Annotated in this window: 12 protein-coding genes; 6 read left to right on the top strand and 6 right to left on the bottom strand. The window is 71.7% G+C overall.

From position 1 onward, the window contains the following. The first annotated feature begins 91 nt into the window (after positions 1-91). Positions 92-3,064: an AAA family ATPase gene (locus ACFVQG_RS27365; protein ID WP_383388357.1), complete on the top strand. Its 2,973-nt coding sequence runs from the start codon at positions 92-94 to the stop codon at positions 3,062-3,064. A 116-nt stretch (positions 3,065-3,180) separates the two neighbouring features. Beyond that, entirely contained in the window at positions 3,181-4,575 is a 1,395-nt protein-coding gene (locus tag ACFVQG_RS27360) for an FUSC family protein (protein WP_383388355.1), read from the top strand. Between the two features lie 134 nt (positions 4,576-4,709). Here the strand turns inward: ACFVQG_RS27360 and ACFVQG_RS27355 are convergent, their stop codons facing one another. Both ACFVQG_RS27355 and ACFVQG_RS27350 read right to left on the bottom strand, forming a co-directional pair. After that, positions 4,710-4,874: a hypothetical protein gene (locus tag ACFVQG_RS27355; protein ID WP_383388354.1), complete on the bottom strand. Its 165-nt coding sequence runs from the start codon at positions 4,872-4,874 to the stop codon at positions 4,710-4,712. A 112-nt stretch (positions 4,875-4,986) separates the two neighbouring features. Further along, positions 4,987-5,961 (bottom strand): helix-turn-helix transcriptional regulator, encoded by a 975-nt coding sequence (locus tag ACFVQG_RS27350; RefSeq protein ID WP_383388352.1) that lies wholly within the window; start codon positions 5,959-5,961, stop codon positions 4,987-4,989. A gap of 103 nt (positions 5,962-6,064) precedes the next feature. Here ACFVQG_RS27350 and ACFVQG_RS27345 point away from each other — a divergent pair, with 103 nt between their 5' ends. Then, positions 6,065-7,591 (top strand): MFS transporter, encoded by a 1,527-nt coding sequence (locus tag ACFVQG_RS27345; RefSeq protein WP_383388350.1) that lies wholly within the window; start codon positions 6,065-6,067, stop codon positions 7,589-7,591. A gap of 235 nt (positions 7,592-7,826) precedes the next feature. Here ACFVQG_RS27345 and ACFVQG_RS27340 read toward each other — a convergent pair whose 3' ends face one another. From ACFVQG_RS27340 to ACFVQG_RS27325, 4 genes are all read right to left on the bottom strand, one after another. Then, on the bottom strand, positions 7,827-8,288 hold the full coding sequence (locus ACFVQG_RS27340; RefSeq protein WP_383388348.1) for an SRPBCC domain-containing protein: 462 nt from the start codon (positions 8,286-8,288) through the stop codon (positions 7,827-7,829). A 50-nt stretch (positions 8,289-8,338) separates the two neighbouring features. Next, positions 8,339-8,677 carry an ArsR/SmtB family transcription factor gene (locus tag ACFVQG_RS27335; RefSeq protein ID WP_383388346.1) on the bottom strand — a complete coding sequence of 113 codons (339 nt, stop codon included), beginning with the start codon at positions 8,675-8,677 and terminating at the stop codon, positions 8,339-8,341. Further along, entirely contained in the window at positions 8,674-9,144 is a 471-nt protein-coding gene (locus ACFVQG_RS27330) for an SRPBCC domain-containing protein (RefSeq protein WP_383388827.1), read from the bottom strand. Before ACFVQG_RS27330 ends, ACFVQG_RS27335 begins: the two co-directional genes overlap by 4 nt. Before the next feature lie 80 nt (positions 9,145-9,224). Next, a complete protein-coding gene (locus ACFVQG_RS27325; RefSeq protein WP_383388344.1) occupies positions 9,225-10,178 on the bottom strand; it encodes a helix-turn-helix domain-containing protein in 954 nt (317 codons plus the stop codon). Between the two features lie 104 nt (positions 10,179-10,282). Here ACFVQG_RS27325 and ACFVQG_RS27320 point away from each other — a divergent pair, with 104 nt between their 5' ends. From ACFVQG_RS27320 to ACFVQG_RS27310, 3 genes are all read left to right on the top strand, one after another. Beyond that, positions 10,283-11,314, top strand: coding sequence for a saccharopine dehydrogenase NADP-binding domain-containing protein (locus ACFVQG_RS27320; protein ID WP_383388342.1), 1,032 nt, complete (start codon positions 10,283-10,285; stop codon positions 11,312-11,314). 90 nt (positions 11,315-11,404) lie between these two features. Then, on the top strand, positions 11,405-13,009 hold the full coding sequence (locus ACFVQG_RS27315) for an ABC transporter substrate-binding protein (RefSeq protein WP_383388340.1): 1,605 nt from the start codon (positions 11,405-11,407) through the stop codon (positions 13,007-13,009). A gap of 20 nt (positions 13,010-13,029) precedes the next feature. Further along, positions 13,030-13,998, top strand: coding sequence for an ABC transporter permease (locus ACFVQG_RS27310; RefSeq protein ID WP_383388338.1), 969 nt, complete (start codon positions 13,030-13,032; stop codon positions 13,996-13,998). Positions 13,999-14,003: the final 5 nt, after the last annotated feature.

Raw genomic sequence — 14,003 nt, 5'->3', positions numbered from 1 at the left:
GTGGCAGGTGACCAGGCCAGGCCACTTGTAGCCTGGTGGGGACAGGGCGCAGCCGCTCCGCTCGACGGACCACGATTCCTGGAGAAGACCGGTGGATGAGCACATAGGCGACCCCCAGGCGGTCGCGCGAGAGGATCCGGACGGAGAAGGGAATCTCATCGGCCGGGACGCTGAACTGGCGCGTGTTCTTCGCGTGGTGGACGCGGTGGCGTCGGCGGACCTGGTGGCGTCGGCGGAGGCGGTGGCGTCGGCGGACCCGGTTCTGGTTCTTCTCGGTGATGTGGGTGTGGGGAAAAGCGCACTGCTGGACCGCGCGGTGCACCGGGCCGAGACCAGCGGCACGCGCGTCCTGCGCGCCGAGGGCAGCGAGTCGGAGGCGAAACTGGCGTTCTCCGCCCTGCACCTGCTGCTGCGGCCGGTGTCGGCTGAGACCGACGAACTGCCCGAGCGGCAGCGCGCGGCGTTGCACCACGCCCTCGGCGGCGGTACGGCCCCGGCGGAACCCGACCTCATGCTCCTCGGTGTCGCCGTCGTGAACCTCCTGTCCGCCCTGGGCGACCAAGAACCGGTGCTCCTGGTCCTGGACGACGCGCACTGGTTCGACCGGGCCTCCCTGGACGTACTGTCCTTCGCCGCCCGGCGACTGGCGGGCGAACCGGTCGCGATGCTGATCGCGGCACGGCCCGGCGACCGCCTCCCCGGCTTCGCCCCACACTGGCCGACACTCACCGTGGGTCCGCTCGACAACGCGGCGGCGAACCGGTTGCTGGACCAACAGCCACGGCGCCCGACCGGTCGGACGCGGACGCGGATCCTCGAACAGGCTGAGGGCAATCCGCTGGCGCTGACCGAACTGACCAGGGCGGCCACCACACCCGACGCGGCGGCCACCGAACAACCGCCCGCGGGCCCGCTCCTCCTCCCCGAACATCTGGAGCGGACCTTCGCGGCACGCCTGCCCGACCTCCCGGCCACCACCACCCGCGCCCTGCTGCTCCTGGCCGCCATGGGCTCCGTCGATTCGGTGACCTCGGGTCCGGTCCTGCTGGCGGGCTCCGTCCATTCCGCGGCTTCCGGTCCGGCCCTGCTGGCGGATTCCGCCGATTCGGCGACCGGTGTCCCCGCCCTGCCGCCGCCGGACACCGCCGCTTCCGCGGCCCCCGTCCCCGTTCTGCCGCCGATCGCCGAGGACGAGGTCTGGCTGGCCGCCGAGCAGGCCGGGCTGATCCGGCGGACCGGCCGGGGTATCCCGCGCTTCAGCCACCCGCTGATCCGGTCCGCCGTCTACCACGCCGCCTCCGCCGACGCCCGGCGCGCGGCCCACCTCGCGCTCGCCGAACTGCTGCGTGCCGAGCCGGACCGGCGCGCCTGGCACCTCGCCGCCGCGACCGCCGCCCCGGACGCGGCCGTGGCGGCGGAGCTGGAGCGGACCGCCGAGCGGGCCCGGCGCCGGGGCGGCCACGCGGCGGCGGCGACGGCCCTGCAACGGGCCGCGGACCTGGCACCGCGACGCGAGGACGGTGCCCGGCTGCTGGTCGCCGCCGCCGCACAGGCCGTGCTCACCGGCGACCTCGCCTGGGTGGAGGAACTGGCCGCCGCGGTGCGCGCACGTACCGACGACCCAGCGCTCCTCGCCGAGGCCGCCGCACAGGTGGGACGACTGGCCGCACTGACCGTCCGCCACCCCGTGGCCTTCTCCCGACTGGCCGACGCCGCAGAGGAGTTGGCGGCCGACCGGCACCGGTCCGACACCGCGCTGGAACTGCTGGCGGGCGCCACCGTGGTCCGCTTCTACAGCGCCCGGGACGCACAGCGACAGCGCGTCGAGGCCCTCCTGGGCAGCCTTCCGCAGGGCGACGCGGCACAGGCATGGCTGCGCATCTGGGTACGGGCCGTGTCCAACCCCTTCGACAACAGGGCCGAACTGCTCTCCCTGCTGCCACGGGTCGCCGCCGAAGCGCGACGGCGCCCCGACCGGCTCACCGCCTTCGCGGTCATGGCCTGGCTGCTGGACGAGACCCCGCAGGCCGTCCGCGCCTTCGACGAGGCCTTCGACCGCTGGGGGCCGCGCGGCCCGCTGCCGGACGGGCTCGGCGGCGCCGCCGCCTGGAGCTATGTGGAACGGGGACGATGGGGGCGGGCCCGGGAATCCTGCGCCCGCAGCGGTGCGCTCGGCGCCACGGCTGGCCTCGACCACGCCGTGGCCTGCGCCGCCGCCGTGGACGCCACCGTGCTCGCCTACCAGGGAGACGTATCCACGGCGCGAGCCCAAGCCGCGCACGCGCTCGCCCTGATCGACCCGCTGGAGAGCCGCTCGGTGGCCGTCTACGCCCGTCGCGCCCTGGGCGCCGCGGCCCTCGGGGAGGGGGCGCACGAGACGGCGTACGACCAACTCCGTGCCGTTTTCGAGGCGGATGGCACGCCCGTGCACTACCACGCCTCCTATCCGGCCCTCGCGGACCTGGCCGCCGCGGCGGTCCGCAGCGGTCACCGCGACCAGGCCACCGCGATCGTGGAACGTTCGGCGCGCGCCCTCGCCGACAACGCCTCCCCGCGCCTGCGGGCACTGATCGGGCGGGCCCGAGGTCTGCTGGCCGACCCCGACCACGCCGAGCCGTATTTCCGGGCCGCCCTGGCCGATCCCGTAGGGGAACACTGGCCCTTCGAACACGCCCAGGCCCTGCTGGACCTCGCCGAGTGGCTGCGCCGCCGCCGACGTATCGCCGAAGCGCGAGCGCCGCTCGCCGAGGCCCTGGAGACCTTCCGACGCCTGGGGGCCCGACCCTGGATCGAGCGCGCCCGGGCCGAGGCACGCGCCGCCGGACTCGACGTCACGGACTCCGCTCCCGACGCGCTCGCCGAGCTGTCCCCGCAACAGCAGCAGATCATCCGGCTCGCCGCCCGCGGGCTGACCAACCGCGAGATCGGGGAGAAGCTGTTCCTCTCCCCGCGCACGGTCAGCTCGCACCTCTACCGCAGCTTCCCCAAACTCGGCATCACTGCCCGCTCACAACTGCGCGACCTCGTCGAAGACGCCCTCGCCCCCGCTGACCATCAGGGCTGAAGGCCATCCGCGGCGGCGCAAGCAGTCACGTGACGCATACCGCCCTCACATCCCGCTGAACCAGACTGGTCACGAGGTCGACAGCGGGTCGGACGAGAGCGGGAACGGACAAAACGATGGTGGCTGCGAAGACCGAGTCGCTCCGGGCCCGGTTCACCGCCGCCGATCCGGGACTGCTGCGCCTGACCGCCGCGCTGCGGGCCGTCCTCGGTCTCGCTCTCACCCTGGCCGCGCTGACCGCACTGGGCGAGCCCTCCGCCGTCGTCCTGGTCGGTGGCTTCCTGACGGTGGTCACCTCGCTGGCGAGCAGCGACCCGCACCCCCGCAACCAGTTCCGCACCCTGCTCGCCGGGGCGCCCGTGGCCCTCGCCGCGCTGACCGCCGGAGGGCTGCTGAGCCCCTACCCCCTCGCCTCCCGCCTGGCGTTCCTGCCGCTGATCTTCGCCGCCGTCTACGTCCGCCGGTACGGGCGACGCGGCCTGGACCTCGGCATCTACGCCTTCATGGCCTACTTCCTGTCCCAGTTCGCCGCCGTCCAGCCGCATCAACTGCCCCAGCTCACGGCCGCGTTGGCCGTCTCCTTCACCGCCGCCGCAGTCGCCCGCTTCGGCCTGGTGCCCGTGACGTCGTACGGCATCCTCACGCGCCTCGGCGCGGCGCTCGACGTACGGCTTGCCGACGCCCAGTGGGTCACGGAGAACCTAAGGGACGTCAGTACGTACGACACACGGCGACTGCGACGACGTCTGCACCGACGCCTCAGAGCCCTGCACACCTCCGTGGGGCTGATACGGGAGTTCCGTGACGACGCTCCCACCGTGTGCCTGCGCCACCGGGCGGCGGCGGAGCTGAAGCGAGCGGCACGCGCCGTGCCCCCCACGCCCTGCCCACCCACGGGTCGCTCCGCGTATCGGTCCGCGTATCGGTCTGTGTATCGGTATGTGCATCGGACCGCGTATCGGTATGTGCATCGCTCCGCGCATCGGTATGTGCATCGCTCCGCGCTCCCGACGCGCTACACGACACGGCAGGCGTGGCAGGTGACCTCCGCCGCGGCGCTGGCCATGCTCGGCGGGCACCTGATCTCCCCGCCCTTGTGGTACTGGGCCGTGGCCACGGCCTGGGTCGTCTTCGTCAACGCCGAACACACCGGCGACATCCTGCGGCAGAGCGGCCGACGGCTGATCGGCACCGTCGCGGGCGTGCCGTTCGGGTACGGCCTCGCGGTCCTGACGGCCGGACACACGTCCTTGACCCTGGCCGCCCTACTCGCCTGTGTCTTCGGCATGTTCTACACGCCCTCCGGCCGCTCCTACTGGGCGGTGACCTTCTTCATCACCGGCTCCCTCTGCATGGTGCTCGCCCTCCTGGACACGCTCTCCCCTCTCGTCCTCTCCCTGCGCGTACAGGAGACGGCGCTGGGAGCTGGCTGCGGCATCCTCGCCGCGCTCCTCGTCCTCCACGAGCGCGTACCCGACCGGATCCGGCGCCAGCATCCCGCACAGCCCTGAGGGCCTCCGCCTGGTGACTCGATCTGACCGTCGCGGCAACGGGTTACCGCTGTCCGGCGGGTTGCCGGGGCCCGCGCTTCGTTCAGTGCCGCGTCGGCGGCCCTGATCTCCGCGTAGTACTGCCGGTGCACCTGCTACGGGAGGGCGAACTGGATCGTGTGGGACATCCCGGTCGGCTCACCGAAGCGGATGTCGCGGGGCAGGCGCTGTGCCATGCCGCGGCGCACGATCAGAGCGCGCCCCGTCGTCCTGGTGGCCCAGGGCCTGTCCTCCGTGGCGAGGCTGCCGACCCCTTCCATGGCCCGGTGACGCGGTGGCCCTACCGCCTGCCGGAACCGCTTGACGGCTTCATACGGCGCGTCCCGCTCGCAAGGATCACCAGTGATCGGGGAGACAGGATCTGAGCAGCGGTTACCCGTCCAGACGCCAGGGGGCCTCGGAGAGGGCGGTCTCGGGTTCCCGCTGATCGGCTTCCTGTTGATCGGGTTCCTGTCGATCGGCTTCCTGTTGATCGGGTTCCTGTCGATCGGCTTCCTGCTGATCGGCGACTTGGTGGGACAACAGGCGCAGCGCGTCGGCAGAGGTGCTGTCGTGGGGTGTGTAGACCTCCAGCCGGTGGTCGGGGCTGTCGGGTTGGAGCCACACTTGGTAGTCGACGTCGACGTCTCCGACGGTTGGGTGTCGCAGGCGCATGGTGCCCACGGTGCAGTCCGCGACATCGCCTTTCGCCCACAGCGTGGCGAAGTCGTCGCTGCGCATGGCGAGTTCGCCGATCAGTTCGGCCAACCGGGCGTCGGTGGGGTACCTGCCCGCGGTGAGGCGCAGGTAGGCGACATGGATGCGGGCCAGTTCATCCCAGTTTCGGTGCAAGTCGCGGATGGGGGAGTCGAGGAAGAACATCCGAGGGACGGACGGGCGTCCCGTTGGACGGTGGGGCGCGTCGAAGGGGACGTGTCCGGCGACGAGGGCGTGCCCGGTGCGGTTCCAGGCCAGCACGTCGCCGCGGCGGCCGAGCACGACGGCTGGCGTGGTCTCGGCGAGGGACGCCAGGAGTGTCAGTACCCGGGGGTGCGGCCTTTCAGGGCGGGGACGGACCAGGCGTGATGTAGTGGGCTGACGGGCGAGGTTGTGCAGGTGGGCTGTCTCGGCCGGATCGAGGTGGAGAACGCTCGCGAGCGCGTCGAGGACCTGTCGGGAGGCTGTACCGGCCTGACCCTGTTCCAGGCGCGTGTAGTAGCCGACGCTCACACCGGCGAGCTGGGCGAGTTCCTCACGGCGCAGGCCCGGTACGCGGCGGGTGATGCCGTAGGTGCGCAGCCCGACCGCGGCGGGCGTGACCCGGTCGCGGCGACTCTTGAGATAGGCCCCAAGGCTCTCCAGCTCCATGACTCGAAGCGTAGACGCGACGGTCCGCGTCCGGGTGTCCCTGGGAGGTGTACCCATGACGCGGATCTGGTTGCCCGGCGCACGGCGCCGCACCGTCAGAAGCATGAACGAACAGCGTGTTTCCCACTCACCCGGTCTGAGGGAATGGCTCGGTCTGCTGGTGGTACTCGGACCGGTACTGCTGGTCGCGATGGATGGTTCGGTCCTGTACCTGGCCATGCCCAAGGTCGCTGAGGCGTTGTCGCCGACTGCCGATCAGGCGTTGTGGATCCTGGACGTCTACGGATTCGCCGTCGGGTCCTTGCTCATCGCGTTCGGCAACATCGGTGACCGGTACGGTCGGCTGAAGCTGCTGATGACCGGCGCGGCGGTGTTCGGCGTCGGCTCGACGGGAGCGGCGTTCGCGCCCGGGCCGGAACTGCTCATCGCCTTCCGGGCGCTGATGGGCGTGGCCGGTGCCACGCTGCTGCCGTCGGCGCTGGCGGTACTCAGCGAACTGTTCCCCGACCCCCGTCGGCGAGCGCAGGCGATTGGGATCTTTGCGGCCACCTTCGCCGCCGGGTTCGCGATCGGCCCGGTCGTCGGCGGACAGCTGCTGAGCAGGTTCTGGTGGGGGTCGGTCTTCCTGATCAACCTCCCCGTCGTCCTGCTGTTCCTGGTTCTCGCCCCGGTCCTGCTCCGTGAGGTACGCGCCACCCGAAGCGGTCGCATTGACGTCCTGAGCGTTCCGCTCTCCGCCGTGGGCATCCTGCTGACCGTCTACGCGATCAAGGACGCTGCCGCGGAGGGACTGGCCGTGGCCCCGGTGGCCACGGGGATCGCCGGTGTCGTCACCCTGGCATGGTTCACCCGGCGGCAACTCCGCCTCGCACACCCGCTGATCGACTTCCGCCTCTTCCACGACCGGGTGTTCGCGATCGCGGCCATCACCGGGCTTCTGCCCCTGGCCGCATGGTCGGCAGTGGCCTACCTCGGCGGCATCTACCTCCAGTCCGTTCTTGGGCTGCCTGTCCTGGACGCGGCTCTCGTCGCACTCCCCGGCGCGGCTGTGCTCACCCTCACCTGCGTCGTCACACCGGCACTGGTCGCGCGTATCGGCACCCGAGCAGCGCTCATCACCTGCCACTTCTTCATCGCCGCGGGGCTGCTCCTGCTGTTGCCCATCAGCGTCTCCGAGGGGATCGGTTGGTACATGGCGTCCACCGTCATCGCCAGCATCGGCTACGGCATCTCCTTCAGCGTCGTCGCCGACACCGCCGTAGCCGCAGTTCCCGCAGAACGGGCGGGGTCCGCAGCGGCGATCGCCGAGACCAGCAACGAGATCGGCAACGCTCTGGGGATCGCGCTCCTCGGCTCGCTGGCCGCCCTGATCTTCCGTCTTCAGGGACCTGACCTCGCTGGCACCCTCAACGAGACACTCCAGCTCCCCGGTCTCGCGCCCGCGGTGATCGGCGACGCGAAAGCCGCCTTCGTCACCGGTCTGCACGCCACTGCCATCGTCGCGGGCATCCTCCATGGCGCACTCGGCGCATTCGCCCTGCGCCGGATACCGACAACCATCCTCAGCGCGAGCGCCGTCGGCAAGGAACTCCGGGACTGGGACACCGAGGAAGAGGGCAGCATGCGATAGCGGGTCGGCGCTGTAGGTGCCGTGGGCCAGGCGTCGGCCAGCCGCGCTGACGCGTACGGCGTCCAGCGCGGTGTCGGCGTAGCCGAGGGTGGGGAAGCCGGGCGTTGTCCATGCCCTTGGGGTCGTAGACGGTGACCCGATGTCGTACTGCACCTCACCGAATGGCAGGAGTTCCGCGAGCTGGACCCGGCCGCCCTCGGCGACAGCCTTCATGTACGCCCCGCCCCGCCCCGGCTCAGTGCCAGTCGCTGATCCTGACGTCGTGCGGTGCGGGCTCGCCCTTGCCGGTTTCCACGAGCCTCTTGAGGCTCATCAGGAAGGTCGCCCACTTCGTGCTGCAGTGGTGCATGAACTCCACCGGCTCCTTCCAGCCCTCGTGCCGGAACAGCACGATCGTGAAGTCGTCCTGCTGCCGGAGCAGGAAGCGGATCCGGGTACCGAGCCATTCCTCGGGACCGTCGACGACCTCCCAGACCACGCGCTCGCCGGGCCGGGCCTCCAGGACCTTCATGTCGAATCCGCCGGGCTCGAAGCGGAACCGGATCACGCCGCCGACGTCGGGGTCCCCGTCGGTGTCCTGCGTCCACCAGCCCGCCAGCCCGTCGACCGTGGTCAAGGCCGCGTAGACGGCGTCCGGGGACGCTACGACTCCGATCCTGTGCAGGATGTCCACCATCTCGGTGTCCCTTCTCTTCATGGATGTGCTGACTTCTCGTCAGGTAAAGGGCGACGCCCGTCCGCGCGGCGTCAGCCCTCTTGCTCGCGCTGAATCGCCTCGGCGATCCGCTTGACGCGCCGCAGCCGGGCGTCCCAGCTGGCCCCGACCGAGGCCAGTTGCGCGGTCGCGCGGGCGAGTTGCGCCTCGTCCACCTCGTACCGGCGCTCGCGCCCGGACGGTGTGACGTGCACCAGTCCGACCCGCTCGAGCACGCCCAGGTGTTTGGCGACCGCCTGCCGCGTGACCGGCAGCCGCTCGCTCAACGTGGTCGCGGTGCGGGCCCCGCCCGTCAGCAGCAGGTCGAGCATCCGCCGCCGGGTGGGATCGCCGACCGCCGACCAGAGTTCGTCGTCGACGGGGGTGCTCATCGCGTCGACGCCAGCCGGGCGGCGTAGGCGACGAGGCGGGGCAGGAAGTGGTCCCAGCCGGTGACGTGGTCGCGGTAGTGCTCCTCGAGCACGGCCGCCTCCCAGCCCTTCTCCCGGAACCCCGTCTCGGTGAAGCGCAGCAGTGTCCCGGTGCCCGACGGGAGGAGGTCGAAGGTCACCAGGAGGGAGTTGTCCGACGCCGCGGCCTCACCCTCGTCGTACCCCCAGCGGAAGGAGAAGCGTCGGGGCGGGTCGGCCTCCACCACCGTGACGGGCACCTCGGTCACCTCGGATGAGGTCTTGTCGCCGAACGCGATGGCCCCCGTGGCGCCGGGCACCGGCTCCAGGTCCGCCTCGTCCGGCCACCACTCCCGCAGGTGCTCGGGCGTGCTGACGACCTCGTAGACCACCTCCGGCGCGGCCTCGATGTGGATCTCCCGCTCGATGCTGCCGTACTCCGTCACCATCCGGCTCACCCGCCTTCTCTAGCAACCTTTGGTTGCGTATGACTGTAGACCGCTCCTCCGGTACACGCAACCTTTGGTTGCTATTCGGTCCGGCCGGGACGCGCGCCGAAGGTGCGGCGATAGGTGTCCGGGGGCACGCCGACCGTGCGGTTGAAGTGGCGCCGCAGGGTCGTGGCGGTGCCCATGCCGGTGGCCGTCGCGATGCTGTCGACGCTGGCGTCGGTGGTCTCCAGCAACTCCTGGGCGCGGCGGATGCGCTGCGTCAGCAGCCACTGCAGCGGGGTGGTGCCGGTCACCGCCCGGAAATGGCGGCCCAGATGGCGCGAACTCATCCGCGTCCGCCGGGCGAGGTCCTCCACGGTCAGCGGCTGGTCCAGCCGCTCCATCACCCAGGGGAACAGCGCGGCGAGCGGATGGTTGTCCGGGGCGGGCACCGGTGTGGTGACGAACTGCGCCTGCCCGCCGTCCCGGTGCGGCGGCACGACCAGGCGGCGCGCGACCGCGTTGGCGACCGCCGAGCCATGGTCGAGGCGGACGAGGTGCAGGCACAGGTCCATGGCGGCGGCCTTGCCCGCGGAGGTCAGCACGCTGCCGTTGTCCACGTACAGCACGTCCGGATCCACCTCCACCCGCGGATAGCGGTCGGCCAGCGCCCGGGTGTGCGCCCAGTGCGTCGTGGCCCGCCGCCCGTCCAGCAGACCGGCTGCCGCCAGGACGAACGCGCCCGTGCAGAGGGAGACCACGCGCGCACCCGCCGCGTGGGCCGCCCGGACGGCGTCGACGAGGTCGGCGGGCGGGTCCTCGTCGATGTCGGCCCAGCCCGGGACGATCACGGTCGCCGAGCGCGCGAGCCGGTCGAGACCGTGGTCGGGCTCCAGCCGGAACCGGCCGACCCGCACCGCGTCCGACCCGCAGACGGCGAAGTCGTACCAGGACACCGTCACCTCGGCCGGAGCGGAGCCGAAGACCTCGTGGGCCACGGACAGTTCGAAGTGCAGCATGCCGTCGGTGACGGCCAGCGCGACAGTTTGCACGTCCGGAATTGTACGGGTCATGTCGTTCCGGACACTGGCCCGTGCACCGTCCTCCCGAAAGGATGTGGAGCAGGCAAGCACGGGTTCGAGCAGAGGAGACGGCGATGGAATCGAAGCGCACGGTAGCGGTGTTCGGCGCGTACGGGCACACTGGGCGCTTCGTCGTGGCGGAACTGCTGGAGCGCGGGTTCACCCCTGTCCTGTCCGGCCGTGACGCCGACAAGCTGAAGGCCCTTGCGGCGGCCCACCCCGGCCTCGACGCCCGCCCGGCGTCGACCGACGACCCGGCCTCGCTCGACCGCGCGCTCGCCGACGCCGACGTGGTGGTGAACTGCGCCGGTCCCTTCGCCACGACCGCCGCACCCCTGATCGAGGCCGCGCTGCGCGCGGGAATCCCGTACGTGGACGTGGCCGCCGAGATCGAGGCCAACGCGGACACGTTCGCGCACTTCGGCGCCCGGGCCCGGGACGCGGGCACGCTGATCGTCCCCGCGATGGCCTTCTTCGGCGGCCTCGGCGACCTGTTGGCCACCGCGGCGCTGGGCGACGACACCGTGGCCGACGAGGCGCACATCGCGTACGGACTGAGCGGCTGGCACCCGACCGCGGGAACGCGCGTCGCGGGCGAGGTCTCCCGGGGCCGACGCGGCGGCCGACGCGTGCGGTACACCAACGGGCGGCTGGAGTACCACGGTGACGACCTGACGACCCTCAAGTGGCCGTTCCCCGACCCGCTGGGCCCCCGGCCGGTCATCGGGGAGTTCACGATGGCGGACGTCGTCACCCTCCCCAGCCACCTCTCCATCCCCGAGGTGCGCACCTACATGAGCGTCGAGGCGGCCGGGGACCTGTCGGCCCCCGACACCCCGGCGCCGGTCGCGGCCGACGAGCACGGGCGCTCCGCGCAGACCTTCCTGGTCGACGTCGTCGTGCGCCGGGGGGACGACGAACGGCACGTCGCGGCGCGGGGGCGGGACATCTACGCCGTCACCGCGCCGCTCGTGGTGGAGGCGGTCGACCGCATCCTCACGGGGCGGACCAGGACGGTCGGCGTCGCCTCCGCGGGCGCGGCCTTCCACGCGGCGGAGTTCCTCGGCGCGCTGGCGCCGCACATATCCCTCGAAACGCACCCGTAGCGTCGTACCCGACGCCTCCCCTGTCACTCGCGCCCCGTTGTTGCAATTAATATGCAACAACCTGCTGACCGCGATAAGGGTGTGAGGCTGATGACGACTCGATGGACGCCCCGGACGTCCCGATGGATACGAGGCACCGCCGTCGCCGCGGCGACCGTGAGCGCGATCACCGCGTGCTCGGCGCCCGGCGGCGGGGACGCCCAAGGCGCCACCGACTCGGTCGTGATCGGGGTGGCCTCGGAGCCGGACACCCTGAGCCCGCTGCTCGGCTACGGCAAGGACGGCAACTCGAAGATCTTCGACGGGCTGCTGGCCCACGACGCCGACCTGAAGCTGCGACCCGCGCTGGCGAAGGCGCTGCCGGAGATCGGCGACGGCGGCCGCACCTACACCTACACCCTGCGCGAGGGCGTCGAGTTCAGCGACGGCGAGCCGCTGACCGCGGCCGACGTGGCCTTCACGTACCGGACGATCCTCGACGAGAAGACCAACAACACCTCGCGCAGCGAACTCGACGCCATCGAGGAGGTGCGGGCCGACGGGGACGACACGGTCGTCTTCACGCTCAAGTACCCCTACGCCGCCTTCGCCGACCGCACGGTGCTGCCGATCGTCCCCGAGCACGTCGCGGGGGAGCAGGACCCCAACACCGGCTCCTTCAACACCGAACCGGTCGGCACCGGTCCGTACGTCCTGACCGACTGGCGCAAGGGCGAGAAGCTCACCTTCAAGGCCAACCCCCACTACTGGGGCGGCGCACCGCGGGTGAAGACGGTCACCATGGCGATCGTCGAGGACGACGACGTACGCGCCACCCGGCTGCGCTCCGGCGACCTCGACGGCGCCACCCTGCCCCCCAACCTCGCCGCCACCTTCGAGAACGACGACGACAAGAAGACCCACGAGGCGAAGTCCTACGACTTCCGCGCCGTCACCCTGCCCACGGCCGGTGAAGTCACCGGCGACCGCGCCATCCGCCGGGCGCTGGACGCGGCCGTGGACCGCCGGGCCATGGTCGACAAGATCCTCGACGGCGCGGGCAGCCCGGCGTACGGGCCGCTGCCCCTCGACGACCCCTGGTTCGCGAAGGGCATCGAGCGCGAGCGGGACCTGACCGGGGCCCGGCGCATCCTGGACCAGGCGGGCTGGCGGACCGGCGACGGCGGCATCCGCGCCAAGAACGGGCAGCGGGCCTCCTTCACCCTCCTGTACCCCTCCGGCGACAAGGTCCGCCAGGACCACGCCCTCGCCTACGCCTCCGACGCCAAGAAGGCCGGTATCGAGGTGAAGGTGGAGAGCGCCACCTGGGAGGTCATCGAGCCGCGCATGAAGACCGACGCGGTCCTCGCGGGCTTCGGCAGCACCGGCGACCCCGACTTCGGCCTCTACACCCTGCTGCACTCCTCCCTCGCCGGAAACGGCTTCAACAACATGGCCCGCTACGACAACCCGGTGGTGGACGAGGCCCTCGACACCGGCCGCCGCGCCCAGGACGAGACGACCCGCGAGACGGCCTACGAGACGCTCCAGCGCGAACTGGTGAAGGACCCCGGCTACACCTTCCTCACCCACATCGACCACGTCTACGTCCTCGCCGACCGCTGGCAGGGCCTGACCACACAACGGGAGCCGCACGAGCACGGCTTCGCCAGCGGCCCCTGGTGGAACGTCGAGGACTGGCGGCCGAAGAAGTGAGCCCACTGCCCTGGGGGCCCATGGCACGACTGGTGGGACGGCGGACCCTGTTCGCCGTCCCGGTCCTCCTCGTCGTCACCTTCGGCGTCTTCGCGATCGCCGCCGCCTCCCCGTTCGACCCCGTCAAGGCCTACGCGGGCACCGCCGCGCTCGGCGCCGACCAGGAGACCCTGGACCGCCTGCGCGCCAACCTCGGCGCCGACCAGCCGTTCGCCCAGCGCTGGTGGGACTGGCTGACCGCCGCCGTCACCGGCGACCTCGGCCAGTCCAGCGTGCTGCGGCAGCCGGTCGCCCAGGTCGTCGGCGAACGCCTGGTGTGGTCGGCGCTGCTGTGCGCGGTGGCCTTCACCGTCGCCGTCCTGCTCGGCACCCTGCTGGGGGTGCTGGCCGCCCGCCGCCCCGGATCCTGGCTCGACCGTGCGGTCACCTCGCTGGCCTACACCCTGGAGGCGGCACCGGTCTTCTGGATCGCCCTGCTGGCCATCTGGCTGTTCGCCCTCCAACTGGACGTCCTCCCGGCGGGCGGCCTGACCGACACCGCCAGCGAACAGGTCACCCCGTCCCAGCTCACCAGCCACATCCTGCTGCCCGCCGGAGTCCTCGCCGTCTCCCAGCTCCCGTGGTTCACCCTGTACGTCCGCCAGGGCGTCGGCGACGCCCTGGCGGAGGACCCCGTACGCGGCGCCCGCGCCCGGGGCCTGAGCGAACGTACCGTCCTGCTCGGCCACGCCCTGCGCTCCGGCATGCTGCCGGTGCTGACCCTGATCGGCTCCCGGGTGCCCGAACTCATCACCGGCGCCCTGCTGGTGGAGAGCGTCTTCAGCTGGCCGGGCATCGCGGCGGCCACGGTCGAGGCGGCCACCGCCGTCGACTTCCCGCTCCTCGCCGCCCTGACCACGCTCGCCACCGCCGCCGTCCTGGTCGGCAACCTGCTCGCCGACCTGCTGTACGGACTCTTCGACCCGAGGGTGAAGCTCAGTGAAATGTGACTCCC

Source organism: Streptomyces sp. NPDC057877, from assembly GCF_042796855.1.
Classification (GTDB): domain Bacteria; phylum Actinomycetota; class Actinomycetes; order Streptomycetales; family Streptomycetaceae; genus Streptomyces.
Note: the sequence above shows the minus strand (reverse complement) of the source record. Positions and strands in the feature narration are given on the sequence as shown.

Coding starts and splice junctions, on each gene's coding strand:
- ACFVQG_RS27335 (WP_383388346.1), bottom strand. CDS start 8,677: ATGAGCACCCCCGTCGACGACGAACTCTGGTCGGCGGTCGGCGATCCC.
- ACFVQG_RS27360 (WP_383388355.1), top strand. CDS start 3,181: ATGGTGGCTGCGAAGACCGAGTCGCTCCGGGCCCGGTTCACCGCCGCC.
- ACFVQG_RS27310 (WP_383388338.1), top strand. CDS start 13,030: ATGGCACGACTGGTGGGACGGCGGACCCTGTTCGCCGTCCCGGTCCTC.
- ACFVQG_RS27340 (WP_383388348.1), bottom strand. CDS start 8,288: ATGAAGAGAAGGGACACCGAGATGGTGGACATCCTGCACAGGATCGGA.
- ACFVQG_RS27330 (WP_383388827.1), bottom strand. CDS start 9,144: ATGGTGACGGAGTACGGCAGCATCGAGCGGGAGATCCACATCGAGGCC.
- ACFVQG_RS27355 (WP_383388354.1), bottom strand. CDS start 4,874: ATGGAAGGGGTCGGCAGCCTCGCCACGGAGGACAGGCCCTGGGCCACC.
- ACFVQG_RS27350 (WP_383388352.1), bottom strand. CDS start 5,961: ATGGAGCTGGAGAGCCTTGGGGCCTATCTCAAGAGTCGCCGCGACCGG.
- ACFVQG_RS27320 (WP_383388342.1), top strand. CDS start 10,283: ATGGAATCGAAGCGCACGGTAGCGGTGTTCGGCGCGTACGGGCACACT.
- ACFVQG_RS27345 (WP_383388350.1), top strand. CDS start 6,065: ATGAACGAACAGCGTGTTTCCCACTCACCCGGTCTGAGGGAATGGCTC.
- ACFVQG_RS27315 (WP_383388340.1), top strand. CDS start 11,405: ATGACGACTCGATGGACGCCCCGGACGTCCCGATGGATACGAGGCACC.